General features: G+C 71.7%; 22 protein-coding genes. 12 read left to right on the top strand and 10 right to left on the bottom strand.

Translation table 11 applies throughout. The features are described from left to right. Window positions 1–3: 3 nt before the first annotated feature. Window positions 4–1,329, top strand: coding sequence for a hypothetical protein (locus C1J00_RS07025; protein WP_102908168.1), 1,326 nt, complete (start codon window positions 4–6; stop codon window positions 1,327–1,329). A gap of 80 nt (window positions 1,330–1,409) precedes the next feature. Here C1J00_RS07025 and C1J00_RS07020 read toward each other — a convergent pair whose 3' ends face one another. Next, a complete protein-coding gene (locus C1J00_RS07020) occupies window positions 1,410–1,823 on the bottom strand; it encodes a VOC family protein (RefSeq protein WP_102908167.1) in 414 nt (137 codons plus the stop codon). 264 nt (window positions 1,824–2,087) lie between these two features. Here C1J00_RS07020 and C1J00_RS07015 point away from each other — a divergent pair, with 264 nt between their 5' ends. The 3 genes from C1J00_RS07015 to C1J00_RS07005 all read left to right on the top strand — a co-directional run bounded on the left by C1J00_RS07015 (window position 2,088) and on the right by C1J00_RS07005 (window position 5,210). Beyond that, complete coding sequence (locus C1J00_RS07015; RefSeq protein WP_102908166.1) at window positions 2,088–3,686, top strand: ABC-F family ATP-binding cassette domain-containing protein; 1,599 nt, start codon at window positions 2,088–2,090, stop codon at window positions 3,684–3,686. A gap of 352 nt (window positions 3,687–4,038) precedes the next feature. Continuing rightward, on the top strand, window positions 4,039–4,257 hold the full coding sequence (locus C1J00_RS07010; protein WP_010037790.1) for a helix-turn-helix domain-containing protein: 219 nt from the start codon (window positions 4,039–4,041) through the stop codon (window positions 4,255–4,257). 149 nt (window positions 4,258–4,406) lie between these two features. Continuing rightward, the gene (locus tag C1J00_RS07005; RefSeq protein WP_102908165.1) at window positions 4,407–5,210 is read left to right on the top strand and encodes an enoyl-CoA hydratase/isomerase family protein; all 804 of its coding nucleotides are present in this window, start codon (window positions 4,407–4,409) and stop codon (window positions 5,208–5,210) included. A 27-nt stretch (window positions 5,211–5,237) separates the two neighbouring features. On the opposite strand, the gene C1J00_RS07000 is transcribed toward C1J00_RS07005, so the two are convergent. After that, window positions 5,238–5,960, bottom strand: coding sequence for a nucleopolyhedrovirus P10 family protein (locus C1J00_RS07000; protein WP_102908164.1), 723 nt, complete (start codon window positions 5,958–5,960; stop codon window positions 5,238–5,240). A gap of 87 nt (window positions 5,961–6,047) precedes the next feature. Here C1J00_RS07000 and C1J00_RS06995 point away from each other — a divergent pair, with 87 nt between their 5' ends. Genes C1J00_RS06995 through amaP form a run of 5 tightly spaced genes read left to right on the top strand, consistent with a single transcriptional unit; the run spans window position 6,048 to window position 8,400 of the window. Next, the gene (locus tag C1J00_RS06995) at window positions 6,048–6,521 is read left to right on the top strand and encodes an Asp23/Gls24 family envelope stress response protein (protein WP_102908163.1); all 474 of its coding nucleotides are present in this window, start codon (window positions 6,048–6,050) and stop codon (window positions 6,519–6,521) included. Window positions 6,522–6,567: 46 nt separating this feature from the next. Then, on the top strand, window positions 6,568–6,756 hold the full coding sequence (locus C1J00_RS06990) for a hypothetical protein (RefSeq protein ID WP_031142734.1): 189 nt from the start codon (window positions 6,568–6,570) through the stop codon (window positions 6,754–6,756). Further along, complete coding sequence (locus C1J00_RS06985) at window positions 6,753–7,136, top strand: hypothetical protein (RefSeq protein WP_102908162.1); 384 nt, start codon at window positions 6,753–6,755, stop codon at window positions 7,134–7,136. Before C1J00_RS06990 ends, C1J00_RS06985 begins: the two co-directional genes overlap by 4 nt. Next, window positions 7,133–7,816, top strand: coding sequence for a DUF6286 domain-containing protein (locus C1J00_RS06980; protein WP_102908161.1), 684 nt, complete (start codon window positions 7,133–7,135; stop codon window positions 7,814–7,816). The genes C1J00_RS06985 and C1J00_RS06980 overlap by 4 nt, the downstream gene beginning before the upstream one ends. After that, window positions 7,813–8,400 carry an alkaline shock response membrane anchor protein AmaP gene (amaP, locus tag C1J00_RS06975; RefSeq protein ID WP_102908160.1) on the top strand — a complete coding sequence of 196 codons (588 nt, stop codon included), beginning with the start codon at window positions 7,813–7,815 and terminating at the stop codon, window positions 8,398–8,400. Before C1J00_RS06980 ends, amaP begins: the two co-directional genes overlap by 4 nt. Before the next feature lie 35 nt (window positions 8,401–8,435). Here the strand turns inward: amaP and C1J00_RS06970 are convergent, their stop codons facing one another. The 8 genes from C1J00_RS06970 to C1J00_RS06935 form a co-directional block, all read right to left on the bottom strand. Next, window positions 8,436–9,191, bottom strand: a complete 756-nt coding sequence (locus tag C1J00_RS06970; RefSeq protein ID WP_102908159.1) for an SDR family oxidoreductase — start codon at window positions 9,189–9,191, stop codon at window positions 8,436–8,438. Between the two features lie 5 nt (window positions 9,192–9,196). Continuing rightward, on the bottom strand, window positions 9,197–10,981 hold the full coding sequence (locus tag C1J00_RS06965; protein ID WP_102908158.1) for a glycoside hydrolase family 15 protein: 1,785 nt from the start codon (window positions 10,979–10,981) through the stop codon (window positions 9,197–9,199). Window positions 10,982–11,166: 185 nt separating this feature from the next. Then, a complete protein-coding gene (locus C1J00_RS06960) occupies window positions 11,167–11,964 on the bottom strand; it encodes an SURF1 family cytochrome oxidase biogenesis protein (RefSeq protein ID WP_281262745.1) in 798 nt (265 codons plus the stop codon). A gap of 49 nt (window positions 11,965–12,013) precedes the next feature. Further along, window positions 12,014–12,247 carry a metallothionein gene (locus C1J00_RS06955; RefSeq protein ID WP_078615365.1) on the bottom strand — a complete coding sequence of 78 codons (234 nt, stop codon included), beginning with the start codon at window positions 12,245–12,247 and terminating at the stop codon, window positions 12,014–12,016. Window positions 12,248–12,367: 120 nt separating this feature from the next. Next, complete coding sequence (locus C1J00_RS06950; protein WP_102908156.1) at window positions 12,368–13,366, bottom strand: DEDDh family exonuclease; 999 nt, start codon at window positions 13,364–13,366, stop codon at window positions 12,368–12,370. 192 nt (window positions 13,367–13,558) lie between these two features. Continuing rightward, on the bottom strand, window positions 13,559–14,542 hold the full coding sequence (locus C1J00_RS06945) for a CopD family protein (protein ID WP_245936233.1): 984 nt from the start codon (window positions 14,540–14,542) through the stop codon (window positions 13,559–13,561). A 328-nt stretch (window positions 14,543–14,870) separates the two neighbouring features. Then, a complete protein-coding gene (locus C1J00_RS06940) occupies window positions 14,871–16,397 on the bottom strand; it encodes a S8 family peptidase (RefSeq protein ID WP_102908169.1) in 1,527 nt (508 codons plus the stop codon). Window positions 16,398–16,459: 62 nt separating this feature from the next. Continuing rightward, on the bottom strand, window positions 16,460–17,989 hold the full coding sequence (locus C1J00_RS06935; RefSeq protein WP_102908154.1) for a S8 family peptidase: 1,530 nt from the start codon (window positions 17,987–17,989) through the stop codon (window positions 16,460–16,462). A gap of 254 nt (window positions 17,990–18,243) precedes the next feature. On the opposite strand from C1J00_RS06935, the gene C1J00_RS06930 reads away from it, so the two are divergent. The 3 genes from C1J00_RS06930 to moaA all read left to right on the top strand — a co-directional run bounded on the left by C1J00_RS06930 (window position 18,244) and on the right by moaA (window position 21,383). Continuing rightward, entirely contained in the window at window positions 18,244–18,600 is a 357-nt protein-coding gene (locus C1J00_RS06930) for a DUF485 domain-containing protein (protein WP_102908153.1), read from the top strand. Continuing rightward, a complete protein-coding gene (locus tag C1J00_RS06925) occupies window positions 18,597–20,222 on the top strand; it encodes a monocarboxylic acid transporter (RefSeq protein ID WP_102908152.1) in 1,626 nt (541 codons plus the stop codon). Before C1J00_RS06930 ends, C1J00_RS06925 begins: the two co-directional genes overlap by 4 nt. Window positions 20,223–20,393: 171 nt before the next feature. Beyond that, on the top strand, window positions 20,394–21,383 hold the full coding sequence (gene moaA, locus C1J00_RS06920) for a GTP 3',8-cyclase MoaA (RefSeq protein ID WP_219728326.1): 990 nt from the start codon (window positions 20,394–20,396) through the stop codon (window positions 21,381–21,383). Window positions 21,384–21,387 lie beyond the last annotated feature (4 nt).

The following is a 21,387-nucleotide window of genomic DNA, read 5'->3' as shown; positions in this document are numbered from 1 at the left end:
GCGATGAACCAGCGGCGCTCGCGCCGCCCCGCGCCACGCCCCCCGGAGGGCACCCCGGCACCGGCGGAGCTGGCCAGAATGGCACGCTCAGGTCTCGCCGCCGCGGCCCGCGTCGCCCGCTGGGCCGACGCCGCGCTCGGCCCCGGCCGGGGCAGCGCCACCGACGACGGCAAGGCCACCCTCTCCGAGGCGACCGCCGAACGGGCGGCCCTCGACCTGGGCCTGACCGCGGCTCAGGTCAGAGCCGACTGGGACACCGCGCGCCTCGCCGGTCTCATCGAGGTGCACGGCGACAGCGCCCGCCCCGGCTGGCGGCTGCGCGCCTGGAACCGGGACGACAGCGCCGTGCTGCGCGGCTGGGTCGCGCTCTTCGACGCCTGGTCGCTCGCCCATCCGGAGCCGGAGGAGCACGAGCCCGCCGCCGTCGCCGAGGTCGTCTCCGCCATGCCGCAGGCGCTGTCCTTCCTCCAGCTGTCCGCCGGGCCCGTCCCCGTGGAGCAGCTCCTCGACCTCCTGGAGCAGCGCGTCACCGAGCTGCGCACCGCCCGCTGCGAGATCCCCTACGGCCCTCAATCGGAGCCGCCGGCCGAACCGGAGCCCACCGACGCCCCGCTCGCCCCCCTGCTCGACTGGGCCCTGCGCGCCCTCGCCTCCGTCGGCGCCCTCACCTACGGCGACGGCCAGGCCACGCTCACCCCGCTCGGCAACTGGGCCGTCTGGGTCAAGCTGGAGCAGATCTGCGTCGCCGCACAGAGCCCCGCCGGGAACATCGAGCAGGCCGCCGACGACATGCTCCGCGGCTGCGCCCAGCTGCGCCCGAACGCGGCCCGCGCCGAGTACCGGGCCTGGCTCGCCGCCCGCCCCGTCGGCAGCGCCGTCACCGAGCTCCTCGGCGCCGCCCGCGGCGAGGACGCCCTGCTGCGCGGCCTCGCCTTCGAGGCCCTGCGCGTGGTCGGCGCCCCCGCCGAGCCGGACGTCCGCGGCGTGCTGGACGAGCCCACGCTCAGGCCGTACGCGCTGCTGTGGCTGGCCGAGCACGACGGGGCCGACCCCGAGGACGCCCACGAGGTCCTCACCCGCGAGGAGGCGACCTGGCTGTGGGTGGACACCGCGGCCGCCGTCGCCGACCACGGGGAGGCGCCGCTGCTGGTGCGCCACCTGGAGTCCGCGGTGCAGCCGACCGTCCCGATGCTCCTGGACGAGGTACGCGCCGTGGGCCACCCGCGCACCGTGCAGGTCCTGGTCGCCCTGGCCGCCGCGCACCCCGACCCGGCCCTGGCCAAGGCCGTCCGCCGGGCCGCCTTCCAGGTGCACACCGGCGGCAGCTAGTGCTGCGACCGGAAAGGTTTGCCAAGCCGGTGAACCTTTCCGGTCGCAGCACTGGGGACGGCGCCCGGGCCCTGGGGGTGTCAGCCCGCTATCTCGGGCGCGTACGTCCCGAAGCTCCACACGTTGCCCTCCAGGTCCCGGGCCATGTAGTCCCGCGAGCCGTAGTCCTGGTCCGTCGGGGGCATCAGCACCTCCACGCCGTGGTCCACCGCGCGGCGGTGGTGCCCGTCCACGTCGTCCACCACCACGTACACCCCTGTGGTGCCCGCGTCCTTCATGGCCGTGTCGAACAGGCCGCCCCGGCCCTTGCTGCCGACCATCACCGCGCCGTTGCCCTGTGCCAGCTCGGCGTGCAGCACCGAGCCGTCCTCGCCCTCGTACACCGACAGCTCCGTGAAGCCGAACGCCTCCGTGAGCTGCCGGATCGCCGCCTTCGCATCGGCGTACAGCAGCGTCGGGTAGATGCTCGGACGCCCGCCGGACATGGCTGCCATGGCGATCACTTCCTCGTGTCTCGCTGCGTGTCGCCCCCGGCGTTCCCCTCGCCGGGGGAGCCGGATTCCGGCCCGCTGTTCAGTCTTCCACCGGCCACTGACAACGGCCCTCCGTCCGGCCGCCGGTGATCGAACACCCGTACACAGAAAAAGTGGTTGCACGTCCCCGTTAGACTGTCCCCATGGCCATTCTCCTCGCGCACTAGACGGCGGGAACGTCCTCAGCCGTCCATCCCGCCCCCGTATCCGCCCTGGAGTCTGTCCGTGATCTCCGCCTCCGGTATCGAGCTGCGCGCCGGTGCCCGCGTCCTCATCGAAAACGCCTCGTTCCGCATCGCCAAGGGCGACCGCATCGGCCTGGTCGGCCGCAACGGCGCGGGGAAGACCACCCTCACCAAATGCCTGGCCGGCGAGGGCATGCCCGCCGGCGGCGCCATCACCCGCTCCGGCGAGGTCGGTTACCTCCCGCAGGACCCCCGCACCGGCGACCTCGACATGCTCGCCCGCGACCGCATCCTGTCCGCGCGTGGCCTGGACGTACTGATCCGCAAGATGCGCGACAACGAACAGCGCATCGCGAGCGGCCAGGGCGCCACCCGCGAGAAGGCGCTCAAGCAGTACGAGCGGCAGGAGACGGAGTTCCTCACCAAGGGCGGGTACGCCGCCGAGGCCGAGGCCGCCACCATCGCCGCCGCGCTCAACCTGCCCGACCGGGTCCTCGGACAGCCGCTGCACACCCTCTCCGGCGGTCAGCGCCGCCGTATCGAGCTGGCCCGCATCCTGTTCTCCGACGCGGACACCCTGCTGCTCGACGAGCCCACGAACCACCTCGACGCCGACTCGATCGTCTGGCTGCGCGACTACCTGAAGACCTACCGCGGCGGCTTCATCGTGATCTCCCACGACGTCGACCTGGTCGAGACGGTCGTCAACAAGGTGTTCTACCTGGACGCCAACCGCGCCCAGATCGACATCTACAACATGGGCTGGAAGCTCTACCAGCAGCAGCGCGAGGCCGACGAGAAGCGCCGCAAGCGCGAGCGGCAGAACGCAGAGAAGAAGGCCTCCGCGCTGCATTCGCAGGCCGACAAGATGCGGGCGAAGGCCACCAAGACCGTCGCCGCGCAGAACATGGCCCGCCGGGCGGACAAGCTGCTGGCCGGCCTGGAGGCCGAGCGCAAGTCCGACAAGGTCGCCAAGCTGCGCTTCCCCGAGCCCTCCCCGTGCGGCAAGACCCCCCTCATGGCCGAGGGCCTGTCGAAGTCCTACGGATCGCTGGAGATCTTCACCGACGTCGACCTGGCCATCGACAAGGGCTCGCGCGTCGTCATCCTGGGCCTCAACGGCGCGGGCAAGACGACCCTGCTGCGCCTGCTCGGCGGGGCGGAGGAGCCCGACACCGGCAAGGTCATCGAGGGCCACGGCCTCAAGCTCGGCTACTACGCGCAGGAGCACGAGACCCTCGACCCGGAGCGCACGGTCCTGGAGAACATGCGCTCCGCCGCCCCCGACCTGGACCTGGTCGAGGTCCGCAAGACGCTCGGCTCGTTCCTGTTCTCCGGCGACGACGTCGACAAGCCGGCCGGCGTCCTCTCCGGCGGCGAGAAGACCCGCCTCGCCCTCGCCACGCTCGTGGTGTCCTCGGCGAACGTGCTGCTCCTCGACGAGCCGACCAACAACCTCGACCCCGCCAGCCGCCAGGAGATCCTCGGCGCGCTGCGCACGTACAAGGGCGCGGTCGTCCTCGTCACGCACGACGAGGGCGCGGTCGAGGCGCTCCAGCCGGAGCGGATCATCCTGCTGCCGGACGGTGTCGAGGACCTGTGGGGCGCCGACTACGCGGATCTCGTCGCCCTGGCCTGAGTGTCAGTGCCGCTTGATCGAATGTGTGATCAACGGCGTATGGATCATTCGGCCTAGCCTTGATCCATCATCTGTGTGAGATCTCCTCGTACCGAGGTGTGTCCTACATCGATTTCGCGGCTGAGCCCCCGATTCTTCCGGGCTCGGCCGCGCCGCCTTTCTGACCTGGCCTTTTCCGGGACAATCCGTGAGGCCACAGCGGCACCACTCTGCGGAATTGCCTATTCCGCATGTGGGGGTGTGCTCCCGTCGTCACAACCTTGTCTCACCGACCTTGCCGAATGGGTGGCCATGAAGGCCCGGAGGGGTGATCATGAGGAGACCAGAGCGCACTTCCCATGAGGAGGCACGGGTGGCCGAGACTCTGAAGAAGGGCAGCCGGGTGACCGGCGCCGCGCGCGACAAGCTCGCGGCAGACCTGAAGAAGAAGTACGACGCCGGTGCGAGCATCCGGGCGTTGGCCGAGGAGACCGGCCGCTCGTATGGCTTTGTGCACCGCATGCTCAGTGAGTCGGGCGTCACGCTGCGAGGGCGTGGCGGGGCGACCCGGGGCAAGAAGGCCACGGCCTGACCCCGGGGGCCCCTCGGCTTCGATGGTGGCCACCCGGTCGGCCGACTGACCGGCCGGGTGGTTACTGTGCAGTCACTTAAGTGTGGCCTGCCACGGCGATACAGCCGTCGTGGGGCACACAAGACGACTGCACACATCGGAGGCGCCCCATGGCTTCGCCCGACAAGGACCTCGTTCCCGTACTCGACAAGGACGGCGTACGGCTCACCGTCGACGACGCGATCGCCACGGTGACGCTGACCAACCGGGCCAAGCGCAACGCGCAGAGCCCCGCTCTGTGGCGGGCGCTGGCCGAGGCCGGGCGGCAGCTGCCGGGCTCCGTCCGCGTCGTGGTGCTGCGGGCCGAGGGCAAGTCCTTCTCGGCCGGGCTCGACCGGCAGGCGTTCACGCCCGAGGGCTTCGACGGCGAACCGTCGTTCGTCGACCTCGCGCGCGGCGCCGACGCCGAGCTGGACGCGACCATCGCCGAATACCAGGAGGCGTTCACCTGGTGGCGGCGCAGCGACATCGTCTCCGTCGCCGCTGTCCAGGGGCACGCCGTCGGGGCGGGCTTCCAGCTCGCCCTCGCCTGCGACCTGCGCGTCGTCGCCGACGACGTGCAGTTCGCCATGCGCGAGACCAGCCTCGGACTCGTGCCCGACCTGACGGGCACGCATCCGCTGGTGGGGCTCGTCGGATACGCCCGAGCGCTGGAGATCTGCGTGACGGGGCGCTTCGTCGCGGCCGAGGAGGCCGTGAACACCGGCCTGGCCAACGTCGCCGTGCCCGCCGGCCAGCTCGACGGCACCGTGCGCGACCTGGCCTCGGCCGTGCTCGCCGCCCCCCGCGACGCGGTCATCGAGACCAAGGCCCTGCTGCGCGGCGCCCAGGACCGCACGTTCGAGGAGCAGCGCGTGGCGGAGCGCCAGGCACAGGGCCGCAGGCTGCGGGACCTCGCGGGCGTCGGGGACTGAAGAACACCGGGCCGCCGGTGAGCGCGATCAGCCGATCGCGCTCACCACGACCGCCACCGCCGGGTGATCCGGCAGCGTCCTCCTGACCACCGTCCGGACCTCTCGGGCCACGTCCCGGGCCCGCTGGTCCGCGCCCACCGCCAGCTCCAGCCGGACATGACGGTGCGGCAGCGCCGCGCCCTCGCCGGGGAGTTCCTCGATGTGCACGGGGTGGCCCAGCGTGCCGGTCAGACGGAGCACACCCGGCACGCCCAGCGCGGCATCGGCCACGCGGGCCTCGTCGCCGCCCTCGGCCCGGGCCGCACGCGGAGGCTCGGGCAGACCCTCCCCGGGCCCGGCTGTCGCGGGCGCCTCCTCGTCCAGCAGCCCCGTCACCCGCAGGTCCACCTCCGTCACCGTCAGGCCGAGCCGCTGGGTAGCGGCGGTCGCCAGCGTCGCTCGCAGCAGGGACGCCGTCGTCGGCAGCGGCTGCGAAGCCGTCGCGGCGAACTCCGCCGTCACCCGAAGCGGTCCGGGCGGCAGCGCACTCGGCGGAGCCGGTACCGCCGGCTCCGCGGTGTCCGCCGTGTCGGCGACCGCGACACGGAGCGCGTCCAGGCGCACGCCCGGCGCGTCCCGGGCCGCGCTCCGCAGCACCGCCTCGACTGCCCGTTCCGCGATCCACGCGCCGTCGTGCGCGTCACCCAACGGCAGAAGCCTGCCGATTCCCAGCTGATGTCTCACTGCCTGCGTCCATCGGTCGGCCGTCATTCCTCCAGCCTGCCGTATCAGAGGCGCGCTCCCACGCAACCATGCTTACGGTGGTCCCAGGACGACGACCGAAAAGGACGTGCGGCGATGACTGACATGACCGAAAACCGGGGCGGGGAGTCCGAGACGCCGGCGGTGCGCAGGAGCCCGCTGGTCAAGCGCGGCGGAGGAGACCCCGGCTCCCGGGGCCGGACGACCATCGCGGACGGCGTCGTGGAGAAGATCGCCGGGCTCGCCGCCCGCGACGTCGACGGCGTGCACGCCATGGGCAGCGGCCTGTCCCGCACCTTCGGCGCCGTGCGCGACCGGGTGCCCGGCGGCGCGAAGTCGGTGTCCCGCGGGGTCAAGGCCGAGGTCGGTGAGGTGCAGGCGGCCCTCGATCTGGAGATCGTGGTCGAGTACGGCGTGTCGATCGCCGATGTGGCCCGCGACGTACGGGAGAACGTCATCACCGCCGTGGAGCGGATGACCGGCCTCGAAGTCGTCGAGGTCAACATCGCGGTGAGCGACGTGAAGCTGCCCGACGAGGAGGAAGAGGAACCGGAGCGACGGATCCAGTGACGCACGGGCCATCGGACAACACAGCGGTTGAGGAGCTGAGGAGCGCATGAGTATGGCCGTGGTCGGCATGATCGCCGGCATGGCGCTGGCCTTCGCCGGGTATTTCGGCGGATTCGGTGCCTTCCTGCTGGTGGCGGCCCTGGGCGCCGTCGGCTTCGTCGTCGGTCGGTTCCTGGACGGGGACCTGGAGTTCGGCGACTTCTTCCGTCCTCGTGAACGCGAACGGCGGCGGTGACGCCCGTGAGTACGGGGGCCGGTGAGCTCGACAGACCCCTCTCCGTCGTCCCGCCGGGCGAGCGCGGCGCGACCCGGATCGCCGACCGGGTCGTCGTGAAGATCGCCTCGCAGGCGGCCCGCGAGGCGGTCGGCACACTGCCGCCCGACGCCGGCCGGCCCTCCGCGTCCGTCGTCGTCCACCACGAGGTCGCCCACGTCCGGGTCCACATCGAACTCGACTATCCCTGCGACATCGGCGCCCGCTGCCGCAAGGTGCGTCAGCACGTCGTCGAACGGGTGGGAGGCCTGGTGGGAATGCAGGTGCCGGAGGTCGTCGTCCAGGTGGAGCGGCTGCACCTGGACGCGGCTCCCGGCGCGGTACAGGGGAGGACCCGATGAGTGAACCCGAGGGCACACAGCCCCCCGAGGGCACCACGCGGCATCTGCCCGTCGTCGACCGGCAGGAGCCGGAGAACGGCGACGGGACCGACCGGTCCGAGTCGTCGGCCGCCCCAGGACCCGGGAGCGAGGGCGGCCGCGTGGGCCGCTTCTGGTCGGCGCGCCGCGTCCCCGCGGGCATCGTCGCCCTGCTGCTCCTGGGCCTCACCGGGCTGTTCCTCTACGACATCGTCTCCGTACGCGCCGGCCGGCCCGGCATGTACTGGCGGCGGGAACTGACCGAGCAGCTCTCCGAGCGCCCCCTCGACGACACCTGGGTACTGGTCGGCGCCGGGGTCGCCGCCGCCCTCGGCCTGTGGCTGCTGCTCCTGGCCGTCACGCCCGGCCTGCGGGACGTGCTCCCGATGCGGCGCACACACACCGGCGTACGCGCCGGACTGCACCGGGACGCCGCCGCCACCGCGCTGCGCGACCGGGCCATGGAGGTGCCCGGAGTGCAGTCGGCACGGGTACGGGTGCGCCGGAGGCGGGCGGACGTCCGCGCCGTGTCGCACTTCCGGGAAGTGGACGACGTACGAACCGATCTGGACGCCGTGGTCGCCGACGCCATCGGCAAACTGGGGCTGGCCCGGGCGCCCTCGCAGTCGGTGCGGGTCCGGCGGCCCGGCAGGAAGGGGTGAGAGCGGTGCTCAGGACCGTCAACCGCGTGTTCCTCGGCCTGGTGGGGCTGATCCTGCTCGTGCTGGGCGGCTCCGTCCTGGCCGTCGGCCTCGGCGCCCCCGTGCCGTCGTGGTGGATCCACGACAGCGAGCACGACGTGCTGCTGAGCGACGCCGAGCGCACCCGCTGGCGCGACGACGGCTGGTGGTGGCCGGTCGTCATCGCCGCCCTCGCGGTCCTGCTGCTGCTAGCCCTGTGGTGGCTCGTCGCGGTTCTGCGCCGGCGCCGCCTCGCCGAGGTGCTCGTCGACACCGGCGACGGCGAGGGTGCGCTCGTGCGTGGGCGGGCCCTGGAGGACGCCCTCACCCAGGAGGCGGTCCGCATCGACGGCGTGGACGGAGCCCACGCCCGTCTGAAGGGTCGCCGGACCACCCCCGAGGCCCACGTACGCCTCGCCCTGGAGCCACACGTGGACCCCGGAACGGCCCTCAACGACTTCACGACCGGTGCCCTCACCCACGCCAGGACATCGGCGGGCCTCGCCTCACTTCCGGCGGAGGTGAGGCTGAGGGGCGTCAAGCACGGCGCGGAACGGGTGGGTTGAGCACCGGCCCACGGGGGCGCGTCGAGCGCGGCCCGTCAGAACCCGTGCCGCGCTCCACCGTCGACCGGCACCATGACTCCGGTCAGGTAGGAGGCCGCAGGCGACATCAGGAACGCCGCCACCCGCCCGAACTCCTCCGGGGCCCCGTACCGCCGCAGCGGGATCCGGGACTCCGAAGCCGCCCGGGTCGCCTCGGGATCCGCCGACAGCGCGTCCAGCTGCCGCACCCGGTCGGTGTCGATCCGCCCGGGCAGGACACCGACCACCCTGATGCCCCGCGGCCCCAGCTCGTCGGAGAGCGACTTGGCGAACCCCGCCAGCCCGGGCCGCAGCCCGTTCGAGATGGTCAGCCCCGGAATCGGCTCGTACACCGACCCGGACAGCACGAACCCGATGACACCCCCGGCCTCCAACTCGGTGGCCGCGGCGCGAGCCAGCCGGACCGCACCGAGGAACACCGACTCGAACGCCGTCTGCCATTGCTCGTCCGTGTTGTCCGCGACGAACCCGGCCGGCGGCCCGCCCACGCTGACGAGGACGCCGTTGAAACGGCCGAAGTGCTCCCGCGCGGCGCCGATCAGCCGGGCCGCCGCCTCCGGGTCCGCGTTGTCGACGGCCACCCCGACCGCGTTCGGCCCCAGTTCGGCCGCCGCTTCGGCGACGCTCTTCTCGTCCCGCCCCGAGACGACCACCTTCGCCCCGTCCGCGACGAGCTGACGCGCGGTGGCGTTGCCGAGGCCGCGCGTGGCTCCGGTGACGACGTACACCCGGTCCTTCAGTCCAAGATCCATGGTCCCTATCCTGCCCCGTCCGCACCGAACAGGGCGAGGGCGGTGTTCACCAGCCCGATGTGGCTGAAGGCCTGCGGGAAGTTGCCGAGGTGCCGGCCGGTCACCGGGTCGTACTCCTCGGACAGCAGCCCGACGTCGTTGGCGAGCCCCGCCAGCCGCTCGAACATCTCGCGGGCCTCTTTCGCGCGCCCCGTCATGTACAGGGCGTCCGCGAGCCAGAACGAGCACACCAGGAACACGCCCTCGCCGCCAGGCAGCCCGTCGACGTCCATGTCGGCCGTGCTGTAGCGGTGCAGGAAGCCGCCGTGGGTCAGTTCCTCGCGGACCGCGTCGATCGTGCCGATCACCCGCGGATCGTCCGGCGGCAGGAATCCGACGCGCGGGATGAGCAGCAGGGCCGCGTCCAGTTCGCGTGAGCCGTAGGACTGCGTGAAGGTGTTGCGCTCCGGGTCGTAGCCCTTCTCGCACACCTCCTGGTGCACCTCGTCGCGCAGCGCGCGCCAGCCGTCCAGGTCGCCGTCCAGCTCCGGGTGGCGCTCCAGGGTGCGTACGGCACGGTCGGCGGCCACCCACACCATCACCTTCGAGTGCACGAACTGGCGCCGCCCGCCGCGCACCTCCCACAGCCCCTCGTCCGGCTGCCGCCAGCTGGTCCGCAGGAAGTCCATCAGGGCCGTCTGCACCGCCCACACGTCGGGCTGGGCGGACAGGCCCGACTCGCGGGCGAGGGACAGGGAGTCCATGACCTCGCCGTAGACGTCCAGCTGGAGCTGGTTCACTGCGTCGTTGCCGATGCGTACGGGGGCGGACCCGAGGAAGCCGCAGAGCCACGGCAGCTCGAACTCGGGCAGCCGCCGCTCGCCCGCCAGGCCGTACATGATCTGCAGATCCGCCGGGTCGCCCGCGACCGCGCGCAGCAGCCAGTTCCGCCAGGCTTCCGCTTCCTCCTGGTAGCCCGCCGCGAGCAGCGCGTTCAGGGTGAGGGTGGAGTCGCGCAGCCAGCAGTAGCGGTAGTCCCAGTTGCGCACCCCGCCCGGTTCCTCGGGCAGCGAGGTGGTGGGGGCGGCGACGATGCCGCCCGTCGGGGCGTAGGTGAGCGCCTTGAGGGTGATCAGGGAGCGGACGACGGCGTCCCGGTACGGGCCGTCGTAGCGGCAGCGCGACGCCCAGGCCCGCCAGTCCTCCACGCTGTGGCGCAGTGCGTCGTACGGGTCGACGAGCGGTGGGCGCGGCTCGTGGGAGGGGTGCCAGGTCAGGACGAACGCGACTTTTTCCCCCTTCTTGACGGTGAACTCCGCGTGTGTGCCGAAGTCCTCGCCCCAGCTGGTCACCTCCGGCTCGCTGCGCAGCCACGTCGAGTCCGGGCCGGCGACGGCGACGCGGTGGCCGTCGGACCGGCGCACCCAGGGGATGACCGAGCCGTAGTCGAAGCGCAGCTTCAGGACGCTGTGGAGGGTCACCTCGCCGTCGAGTCCCTCGACGACGCGTACGAGGTCGGGGGCGCGGTCGCGTTGGGGCATCAGGTCGGTGACCCTGACCGCCCCCTGCCCGGTCTCCCATTCGGTGTCCAGGACAAGGGTGTCGCGGCGGTAGGCACGCCGGGTGCAGCGGTCCGCCCCCACGGGGGCGATGCGCCAGTATCCGTTGTCCTCGTCACCGAGCAGTCTGGCGAAGCAGGCGGCCGAGTCGAAGCGGGGCAGACACAACCAGTCGACGGATCCGTCCATACCGACCAGGGCCGCGGTCTGCTCGTCGCCGATGAGCGCGTAGTCCTCGATGCTGGGGTGCACGGAGTGCGGGTTCCCGGCAACTCGGCGCGGCAATCAGGGCGGGGGCCGGGGGAGTGATGTGCCCCGGGCGCTTGGGTCGGGGCTGCGACGCGCCCCGAGAGCGCGGACCGCGCCCCCGGCAGCCGCCCGGCCCACGCCTCATACCCCGGCTCGGTCCGGGCCCCGTCGGCATGCGCGGATGGCGTCTACACCGCTGCCGGCTCGGACTTCGCCGTGTCGGATCTCCCGGCCGCCTCCTGGGCCCGCTCCCGGGCCTCGCGGCGGGCCAGGACCACCCAGCCGAACGGGACGGCCGCGGAGAACAGCCACCACTGGATGGCGTACGCGTAGTTCAGCGCGGCGTCCTCCTTGCCGGGGTCGCCCAGCAACTCGGGTGTGTCGCCCTCGGGCTCCGGAGCCGTCTGGGAGATGTAGCCGCCGAGAACAGTGGCGTCCAGGCGACGGGCCTGCTGCTCGCTGTTGATCAGCATGATCTGCCGGTCCGGCAGGCCCTGGAGGTTCTTGATTCCGCTCGCCGCGGTCGTCTCGTCGGGCATCAACCGCCCCTCGACCGTGACCTCGCCGCTCGGCGGTGCGGGGACCTTCGGGAACGTGGTCTGGCTCGGGCCGTCGGAGGGAATCCACCCCCGGTTGACCAGCAGCACCTTGCCGTCGTCCAGGACGAACGGGGTCAGTACGTGGTAGCCGACCTCGTCGTCGGAGTTGGTGCGGCGCCGGACGACGACCTCGTCCTCCGTGTCGAAGCGGCCCTTGGCCGTCACGGTCCGGTACCGCTCGGTGCTGGTCACGGTGTGCCCGGGCGCCGTCAGCTTCTCCACGGGCACCGGCTCGGCCGCCAGCGCGTCGGTGACCAGCTGGTTCCGGGCGGTGCGCTCGTCATAGCGGTGCATCTGCCAGATGCCCAGCCTGATCATCGTGGGGATGAGAAGCAGGGCGATCAACGTGAGGATCACCCACTGCCGGCACATCAGGAAGCGGTACACCCCACGACCGTACAACTCGGTCGTGGGGTGCATTCAGGCGGGTACCGGGTCACACCTTGTCGACGATTCCTGCCTTTCCCTCCGCTCGGGCGCAGTGGGCGCCGCAGTACCAGTGGCCCTCGACCTCGACGCCCTGGCCGATGATCTGCACCCGGCAGTGCTCGCAGATGGGGGCCATGCGGTGGATCGCGCAGGAGAAGCAGTCGAAGACGTGTACCGCGCCCTGCGCGTGCACCTCGAAGGTCATTCCGTACTGATTGCCACATACCTCACAGGTCGCCATGCGCCACAGGGTGGGCCGTCCCTCCCGCGTGGGCGAGCGGCCGCCGGGCGAGTCGCCCGGCAATCACCCGTCCGTACGGTCCTTCCCGCGGCGTACGGTCACCCTCCCGACGTACGGTCACTACTCCGACGCCGGCTCCACATCCGCGAGGAGTTGCCCGAAAGCCGCCTCGTCCACGACGGGCGTACCGAACTGCCGGGCCTTGACGACCTTGGACGTGCCCGAGTCCGGGTCGTTCGTGACGAGCAGACTGGTCAGCCGGGACAGGCTCGTGGCCACATGCAGCCCGGCCTCGGTCGCGCGGTCCTCCAGCAGGTCCCGCTCGGTGGAGGTGTCACCGGAGAAGGCGACCCGCATGCCCTGCTTGAGCCGCCCGCCCGCCTCGTACCGCCCGGGGTTGGGGTAGGGGCAGGCAGGGCGCTTGCGGGAGGGGCGCCAACTGCCCGGCCGGTACCCGCCGTAACCCCCGGGGCCCGCCTGCTGCCCGATGCGGGGCGCGGCGGGGCGGTCCGTCCATTCGGTCAGCGGCCGGCACTCGTGCAACGGCAGCCGTACGTCGTTCGCCGCCGCGGCCCGCAGGCTCGGCCGGAACGCCTCCGCCAGCACGCGCGCGTCGTCCAGCGCGTGGTGCGCCCGCTGCTGGACGACGCCGAAGTGCGCGGCGAGGGACTCCAGCTTGTGGTTGGGCAGCGGCAGCCCGAGCTCCTTGGACAGCGCGATGGTGCACAGCCGCTGCCGCACCGGTGCCTCGCGCTCGGCGCGCGCGTACTCCCGGGCGATCATCTGCCAGTCGAAGACGGCGTTGTGCGCCACCAGCACCCGCCCCGCCAGCCGGGCGGTGAACTCCTCGGCGATGTCCGGGAAGAGGGGCGCCCCTTCGAGTGCCTCGCTCGTCAGCCCGTGGATCCACACGGGGCCCGGGTCGCGCTCGGGGTTGACCGTGGTGTACCAGTGGTCCTCGACCTCGCCGCGCTCGTCCAGCCGGTAGACCGCCGCGGAGATGATGCGGTCGTCCCGGGCCAGGCCCGTGGTCTCCACGTCAACGACCGCGTACCCCTTGGGATACGCGGCCGGCCACGGCGTGGCAGAGAACACTGCGGTCGTCAGGTCTTCCAGCATGGTCCCTGAGGATACGGGCCGCGACTGACACCGCCGTCCGTCAGGTGTCCGCGCCGGACCCTCCGATGCTCCCTCAGGCGTCTTGTCCGGTCTGTCCGTTCGCGGGGCGTACGTCTGATCGGTACTCAGCCGATCGCCGTCGACCCGAGGGCCGCGCGCGAGGACCTGCGCGCTGCCCGGGACCCGCCGCTGTCACCAGCGGATGGGCACCGGAAGCGCGGTCAGCAGTCCGGACGCCGCGACCGCCAGGCCCAGGAAGGCCACCTCGGCCCGGGCCGGAGCACATGCGGTCAGCGGGTCGGCAGCCCGGCGCAGCCGCCGCCGGGCCCACAGGGCGAGGGCGGCGACGACTGCCACGAGCAGTACCTTGGCGAGCAGTGCGCGCCCGTACGCCGTTCCCGTCAACTGCTCCAGGATCGTCTCCGGCGGCATCCGGCGCAGTGAACTGCACACGCCCGTCGCGGTGATGGCGGCGAGCAGCACGACCGCCACGCGCGCGTAGAGACCCAGCAGGGCCGCACCGGCCGTGCGGGGCCACAGCCGGAGGGTGCGCAGCGCGTGCAGCAGGCCTCCCGTCCACAGCGCCGCGCAGGTCAGATGGACGAGCGTCAGCGCGGAGCCGGTCAGCGGGCTGTGCTCGGTGGTGGGGTGTGCGCGCAGGGCCTCGGCCACGACCACGGCGGCCAGCGGCCACGCCTGCGTGACCGGCCGGCGCGAGAGGGCGCACAGTCCCGCCACGAGGAACGCGTTGACCTCCAGCAGGGCGAGCTTGCCGTCCCGGGACGCGTAGAGCCCGCCGGCGTCGATGTCCGCCAGGTGGTCCGGAACGAGATTGCCGGTGGCCACGACCGAGGCGAGCCCCAGGGCCGCGGTGAAACCGGCGGCGGCCGCGAAGGGGGACCAGCTGCGGGGCACCACCGGGTCTGCCTCCGTACCGGGCAGCGAACGCGCCAGCCGGTTCACGAACAGCTCACCGACGGGTACGCACAGCGCCGCGAAGAGCACCGTACGCAGCAGGGCTATGCCACCGGCGCCGGGCGCTTCGGCCTCCCCGGTGCCGTGCAGCGCGGCGGGCGGGCCGAGCAGCGGGATCAGCGCGGCCAGCGCCACCAGCACCAGAACGGCGACGGTCCGGCCCGCACCGGTCGGCCGCAGCGGGCCGCGCGAATCGGTCACCCCGGGTATGGGTCTTGGCGAAGTCACCCCAGGATCTTCACCAACCTCCACACGGCCGGGCAAGTCGGCGGAACTCAGTCAACCCGGGACGCGGCCGCCCACCACAGCCGCACACCTCCTTGCATCCGTCCGCGGGCCGCAGTTCCCACCCCTGCGCGAGCGCGACCTCGGCGACGTACCAGCCGCCGGTCAGGAGGCCGGGTGGAGGCCGGGTGAGCGATGCGCCCCAGCATCCTGCCGGTGGCGTCCATGACAAAGGAGGCTGCCGCAGACACCGAACGGGCCGGACAGGTGTCCCCGTCCGGCCCGTCGCGCCTTCACACGAGCTCTACTTGGTCACCGCGTCCAGCGCGTCCGCGATGCCCCAGCCGTAGAAGCCGTTGCGGTTCTTGGAGCCCTCGCACACCGCGTCGATCTTGCCGTCGGCGTTGATGTCGTAGGGGTCGGTGCACGGCGTGGCGTCCGCCTCCGCGTACAGCAGGGCCTTCACCAGGGCCGGGGAGGCGTACGGGTGCGTCGACTTGATGAGGGCGGCGACGCCCGCGACGTGCGGGGACGCCATCGACGTACCGGCCATGTAACCCCACTTGCCGCCCGGCAGCGTGCCCAGGATGAGGCCGCTCGTGGCCGGCGCGTCCGGCTTCTGGTAGGCGGTCGAGTCACCGCCCGGGGCGGCTATGTCCGCGACGCCCAGACCGTAGTTGGAGAACGACGACTTGACGCCCTTCGCACCCGTCGAGGCGACCGTGACGACACCCGGCAGCTGCGTCGGGATGTCGAGGCACTTCGAGGGGTCGACGACCCGGTCGCCCGGCGTGGTGTCGTTCGGCGACGACGGGTCGGTGATCTCGTCGGAGGCCAGGTCGTAGTTCTCGTTGCCGGCCGCGGCGACGTTGACCGCGCCCTTCCTCTCCGCGTACTTCGCGGCCCGCGTGACGGCGTCCACGAGCGCCTTCTGGTCCGGGTCGTTCTTGCAGTTGAAGTACCAGGGGTCGGTGTAATAGCTGTTGTTCGTCACGTCGACCCCGTGCTCGGCCGCCCACACGAAGCCGCACACCACGGCCTCCGTGTAGAAGAAGCCGTCCGGGTTGGACACCTTGATGCCGGAGACCTTCACCCCGGGAGCGACACCCGTCATGCCGACGCCGTTCTTCGCGGCGGCGATCTCACCGGCGACGTGCGTGCCGTGCGGGCTCTCCGCGGCGCTCGGCCGCCAGGCCCCGTCGGCCGTGTCCGGCTTGCCCGACACACAGTTGACCGACGCCTTGCGGTCGAAGTTGGGCGCGATGTCGGGGTGGGTGTCGTCGACACCGGTGTCGATCACGGCGACCGTGACCTTCTTGCTGCCCAGCGACTTCTCGTGTGCCTTGTCCGCCTTGATGGCGGGCAGGTCCCACTGCTGCGGCTGCAGCGGGTCCTGTCCGGCGGGCGCCTCGGCCTGTGCGACCTCGGCCGCGCTCAGCACCTTCGGCGCGCCCAGGTCGCCCGTCGACGCCGAGGGCAGCGGCGCGGTGCGGGTGGCGCCCGCCGACTGCACGCCGCGCACCTTGCGGATGGTCTTGGCGAAGCCGGCGTCCGAGGAGTGGACGACGATGACGCCGATCTGGTCGTACGAGGTCACGACCGTGCCGCCGGCCTTGGCGACGGCCTTCTTCACGTGCGCCGAAGTGCGGTGCCCCGGCTTGACGTTGACGACGTAGCTGAGCGGGGTCGCGTCGGCCCGGGCCGACGCGGGAGCCGGGGCGTCCTCGGCGGCCGTGGCCATGGTGTTCGGCAGGAACGCGAGGGCGGTGGCCATCGCCATCCCGGCCGGGATCGCGACGGCGCGACGATAGCGCGCGTACGGCGCAGTCATGGTGTCTCCAGTTCGTTCACGGTACGTGCTGATCTTGCGGAGGGTCTCGGTGGCGAGCCGGGTCACTTGACCGCGCGCAGCGCGTTGACGATGCCGTGGCCGTAGAAGCCGTTGACACGCCCGCCGCCCTCGCAGACCGCGTCCTGCGTGCCGTCGCCGTCCTGGTCGTAGGAGGCGGGGCAGGCGGTCTTGTCGGCCTGCGCCTTCAGCAGCGCCTGGAGCTGGGCCGGAGACGCCCAGGGGTGCTTGGACTTCAGCAGCGCGGCGACGCCGGAGGCGTGCGGCGAGGCCATCGAGGTGCCCTGCAGGAAGCCCCACGCGCCGTTCGGCATGGTGGACAGGATGCGGCCGTCCTTCGAGGGCGTGTCCGGGATCTGGTAACGGCGGTCACCACCCGGCGCGGCGACGTCGACGACGCCCTTGCCGTACGTCGAGAAGTACGACTTCTCGTTGTCGACGCCCGTGGAGCTCACCGTGACGACACCCGGCAGCTGCGTCGGGATGTCGAGGCACTCGTGCGGGTCGATGGTGCGCTCGGCGGGCGTGGTGTCGTTCGGGCTGGAGTCGTCGACGATCGCGTCCGCGTCCAGGTCGTGGTTGGAGTTGCCCGCCGCGGCGACGTTCAGCGTGCCCTTCTTCTGGGCGTACAGCTGCGCCCTGTTCACCGCGTCGACGACGGCCCGCTGGTCCGGGTCGTCCATGCAGTTGTACAGCCACGGGTCGACGTAGTAGCTGTTGTTCGTGATCTCCACGCCGTGGTCGGCGGCGAACACGAACGCGCAGACGACGCTCTCCGGGTAGAAGAGGCCGTTCGCCCGGTCGGTCACGTTGATGCTGGACACCTTCACACCGGGAGCGACGCCCGCGACGCCGATGCCGTTGCGGGCGGCCGCAATCTCACCCGCGACATGCGTGCCGTGATAGTCCTCGGGCGTGTACGGCCGCCAGGCACCCTCGCTGGTGTCGGGCTTGCCGCCGGCACAGTTGGCGGACTGCGACGCGGAGAAGTTCGGGGCGATGTCGGGGTGGGTGTCGTCCACGCCCGTGTCGATCACGGCGACGGTCACCTTGCGGCTGCCCGGGTTGATCGATGCGGCCTTGTCGGCGCCGATCGCGCGCAGGTCCCACTGGTCCGCCTCAAGGGGCTCGCTCTCGGGCGTCTTCGCCGAGGCGGCCTCGGTGCGCTCGGCCTGGGCGGCCGTCAGGTACTCGACCGCGCCCTCCTCCTTCGTCCCCGCGGCCGTCAGTGGCGCCGTCCGCGTCGCCCCCGCGGACCGGACCCCGCGGGCCTTGCGGATCGTCTTGGCGAAGTCGGGGTTCGAGGAGTGGACGACGATGACGCCGATCCGCTGGTACGTGACCACGACCGAACCGCCGGCCTTCCCGATCGCCTTCTTCACCGAGGCGATCGTGTGGCGGTCCACCTTGGTGTTGACGACGTACGCCAGGTTCGGCGCGTCCGCCGCCCGGGTGGCCGGCGCCGCCTGCGGGGCCGCCGACGCGACGGCCGGCAGGAAGCCCAGAGAGGCCGTGAGGGACAGTGCGACGGGCACGGCGAGCGCGAGCCGGCGTCTGGAACGCAAGTGAGACATGGGGTCTCCACATCCTCCGGAAACGAAACCGGCCCGAGGCACAGGTGGTGCTCGGGCAGGTACATGACGTGGTGGTGCAGGGCGAAGCTATCCCGGCCTCTCGCTGGCCAGCAACGCTTTGCCGAAACGACTTCGGAAAGAACGCCGGTCGTTTGAACCGGTTCCCGCGTGCCGCCGTGACGTTGAGCAAGGAGCGCGAGGACTCTCGCCTCCGCCCCCGTTCCCAACCGCTTCCGTCATTGCGAGGAGACTCCGTGGCCACCGACGCACCGCCCCCCTCGAAAGAGCAACACAAACTCCCCTCACCCGAGGAGTTCGCGGAGGTGCAGGCGAGCGCGGAGTTCGGTGAACTGCGCCGCTCCCACCGCTCCTTCGCCTTCCCGCTGACCGTCGGCTTCATCGCCTGGTACCTGCTGTACGTCCTGCTCTCGAACTACGCGGGCGGCTTCATGGGCACCAAGCTGTTCGGCAACATCAACGTCGCCTTCGTCCTCGGCATCGCCCAGTTCGTCACCACGTTCCTCATCGCCTGGTGGTACTCGCGGCACGCCGCCGCGAAGCTCGACCCCAAGGCCGAGGCCATCAAGACCCGGATGGAGAGCGGCGCATGAGCCCCGTACAGCAGACCTTCCTCGCCGCGAACGAGGCCAGCGAGCACCGCCCGCTGATCATCACCCTGTTCGCGCTGTTCGTCCTGGCCACGCTCGGCATCACCGTCTGGGCGGGCCGCCAGACCAAGGACGCCGCCGACTTCTACGCGGGCGGCCGCCAGTTCAGCGCCTTCCAGAACGGACTCGCGGTCTCCGGCGACTACATGTCGGCCGCGTCGTTCCTCGGCATCGCCGGCGCCATCGCCCTCTTCGGCTACGACGGCTTCCTGTACTCCATCGGCTTCCTGGTCGCCTGGCTGGTCGCCCTGCTCCTGGTCGCAGAGCCGCTGCGCAACTCCGGCCGCTACACCATGGGCGACGTCCTCGCCTACCGCATGCGCCAGCGCCCGGTGCGCACCGCCGCCGGTACGTCCACGATCGTCGTGTCGATCTTCTACCTGCTGGCCCAGATGGCCGGAGCGGGCGTCCTCGTCTCGCTGCTGCTCGGCATCACCTCCGACGCCGGCAAGATCCTCATCGTGGCCCTCGTCGGCCTCCTGATGGTCGTGTACGTCTCCATCGGCGGTATGAAGGGCACCACCTGGGTCCAGATGGTCAAGGCCGTGCTGCTCATCGGCGGCACCCTCCTGATCACCTTCCTGGTGCTGCTGAAGTTCAACTTCAACATCTCCGACCTGCTCGGCACGGCCGCCGAGAACAGCGGCAAGGGCGCCGCCTTCCTGGAGCCCGGTCTCCAGTACGGCTTGACCGGCACCTCCAAGCTGGACTTCATCTCCCTCGGCATCGCCCTGGTGCTCGGCACCGCCGGCCTGCCGCACATCCTGATCCGCTTCTACACGGTGCCCGACGCCAAGGCCGCCCGTAAGTCCGTGAACTGGGCGATCGGCATCATCGGCGGCTTCTACCTGATGACCATCGCGCTGGGCTTCGGCGCCGCGGCGCTCATCTCGCAGGATGAGATCATCGCGTCCAACCCGTCCGGCAACACGGCGGCACCCCTGCTCGCCCTGCATCTGGGCGGCGTCGACTCGACCTGGGGCGCGATCCTGCTCGCCACGATCTCGGCGGTCGCCTTCGCGACCATCCTCGCCGTCGTGGCCGGCCTCACCCTCGCCTCGTCGTCCTCCTTCGCGCACGACATCTACGCCAACGTCATCCGCAAGGGGCAGGCCTCCGGCGCCGAGGAAGTGCGTGCGGCCCGCTGGGCGACCGTCTTCATCGGTGTCGTCTCCATCGCCCTCGGAGCCCTCGCCCGCGACCTGAACGTGGCCGGCCTGGTCGCGCTCGCCTTCGCGGTCGCGGCCTCCGCCAACCTGCCGACGATCCTCTACAGCCTGTTCTGGAAGCGCTTCACCACCCAGGGCGCCCTGTGGTCGATCTACGGCGGTCTGATCGTCGCGGTCGGCCTGGTGCTGTTCTCGCCCGTCGTCTCCGGCGACCCCAAGGCGATGTTCCCCGAGGTCGACTTCGCCTGGTTCCCGCTGAAGAACCCGGGCATCATCTCCATCCCGTTCGGCTTCCTGATGGGCTGGCTCGGTACGGTCCTGTCCAAGGAGGAGCCCGACGTCAAGAAGTACGCGGAGCTGGAGGTACGGTCCCTGACCGGCACCGGAGCCCACTGAACCCGGCCCCTCCCGCGCGGCCGTGTCGTAGGAACCTCCAGGTCCCTGCGGCACGGCCGCGTCCCGCGTCGTGGGATCGGGCCTGTGGCGTTGCCGGTACGGTCGCGTAGGCTCGCGGGTGTCGGAGAAACCGTGCCGCACGCAGGATCCGCGACGAGGGAGGGGGCCCACGTGCTCATCGACACATACGGCCGGGTGGCCACCGACCTGAGGGTCTCGCTGACCGACCGGTGCAATCTGCGCTGTACGTACTGCATGCCCGAGGAGGGCCTGCAGTGGCTGGCCAAGCCGGACCTGCTCACGGACGACGAGATCGTCCGCCTGATCGACATCGCGGTCACCTCCCTCGGCATCGAGGAAGTGCGCTTCACCGGCGGCGAGCCGTTGCTGCGCCCGGGCCTGGCCGGCATCGTCGAGCGCGTCGCGGCCCTGGAGCCGCGCCCCCAGATGTCGCTGACCACCAACGGCATCGGCCTCAAGCGCACGGCGGCGGCCCTGAAGGCGGCGGGCCTGGACCGGGTCAACGTCTCCCTGGACACCCTGCGCCCGGAGGTCTTCAAGACCCTCACCCGCCGCGACCGCCACAAGGACGTCATCGAGGGCCTGTACGCCGCCCGAGACGCGGGCCTGACCCCGGTCAAGGTCAACTCGGTCCTGATGCCGGGCCTCAACGACGACGAGGCCCCCGAGCTTCTGGCCTGGGCCGTGGAGCACGACTACGAACTGCGTTTCATCGAGCAGATGCCGCTGGACGCCCAGCACGGCTGGAAGCGCGACGGCATGATCACCGCCGGGGACATCCTGACCTCGCTGCGCACGCGCTTCGAGCTGACCGCCGAGGGCGAGGAGAAGCGCGGTTCGGCCCCGGCGGAGCGCTGGCTGGTGGACGGCGGGCCGCACGTGGTCGGCGTCATCGCCTCCGTCACCCGCCCGTTCTGCGCGGCCTGCGACCGCACCCGCCTCACCGCCGACGGCCAGGTCCGCACCTGCCTGTTCGCCCAGGAGGAGACCGACCTGCGCGCCGCCCTGCGATCCGGCGCCCCCGACGAGGAGATCGCCCGCATCTGGCGCCTCGCGATGTGGGGCAAGAAGGCGGGAGCGGGCCTGGACGACCCGACGTTCGTACAGCCCGACCGGCCGATGTCGGCCATCGGAGGATGACGGC

The organism is Streptomyces cahuitamycinicus (genome assembly GCF_002891435.1).
Lineage (GTDB): Bacteria > Actinomycetota > Actinomycetes > Streptomycetales > Streptomycetaceae > Streptomyces > Streptomyces cahuitamycinicus.
The sequence above is the reverse complement of the archived record's forward strand: the minus strand, read 5'-3'. Positions and strand labels throughout refer to the sequence as shown.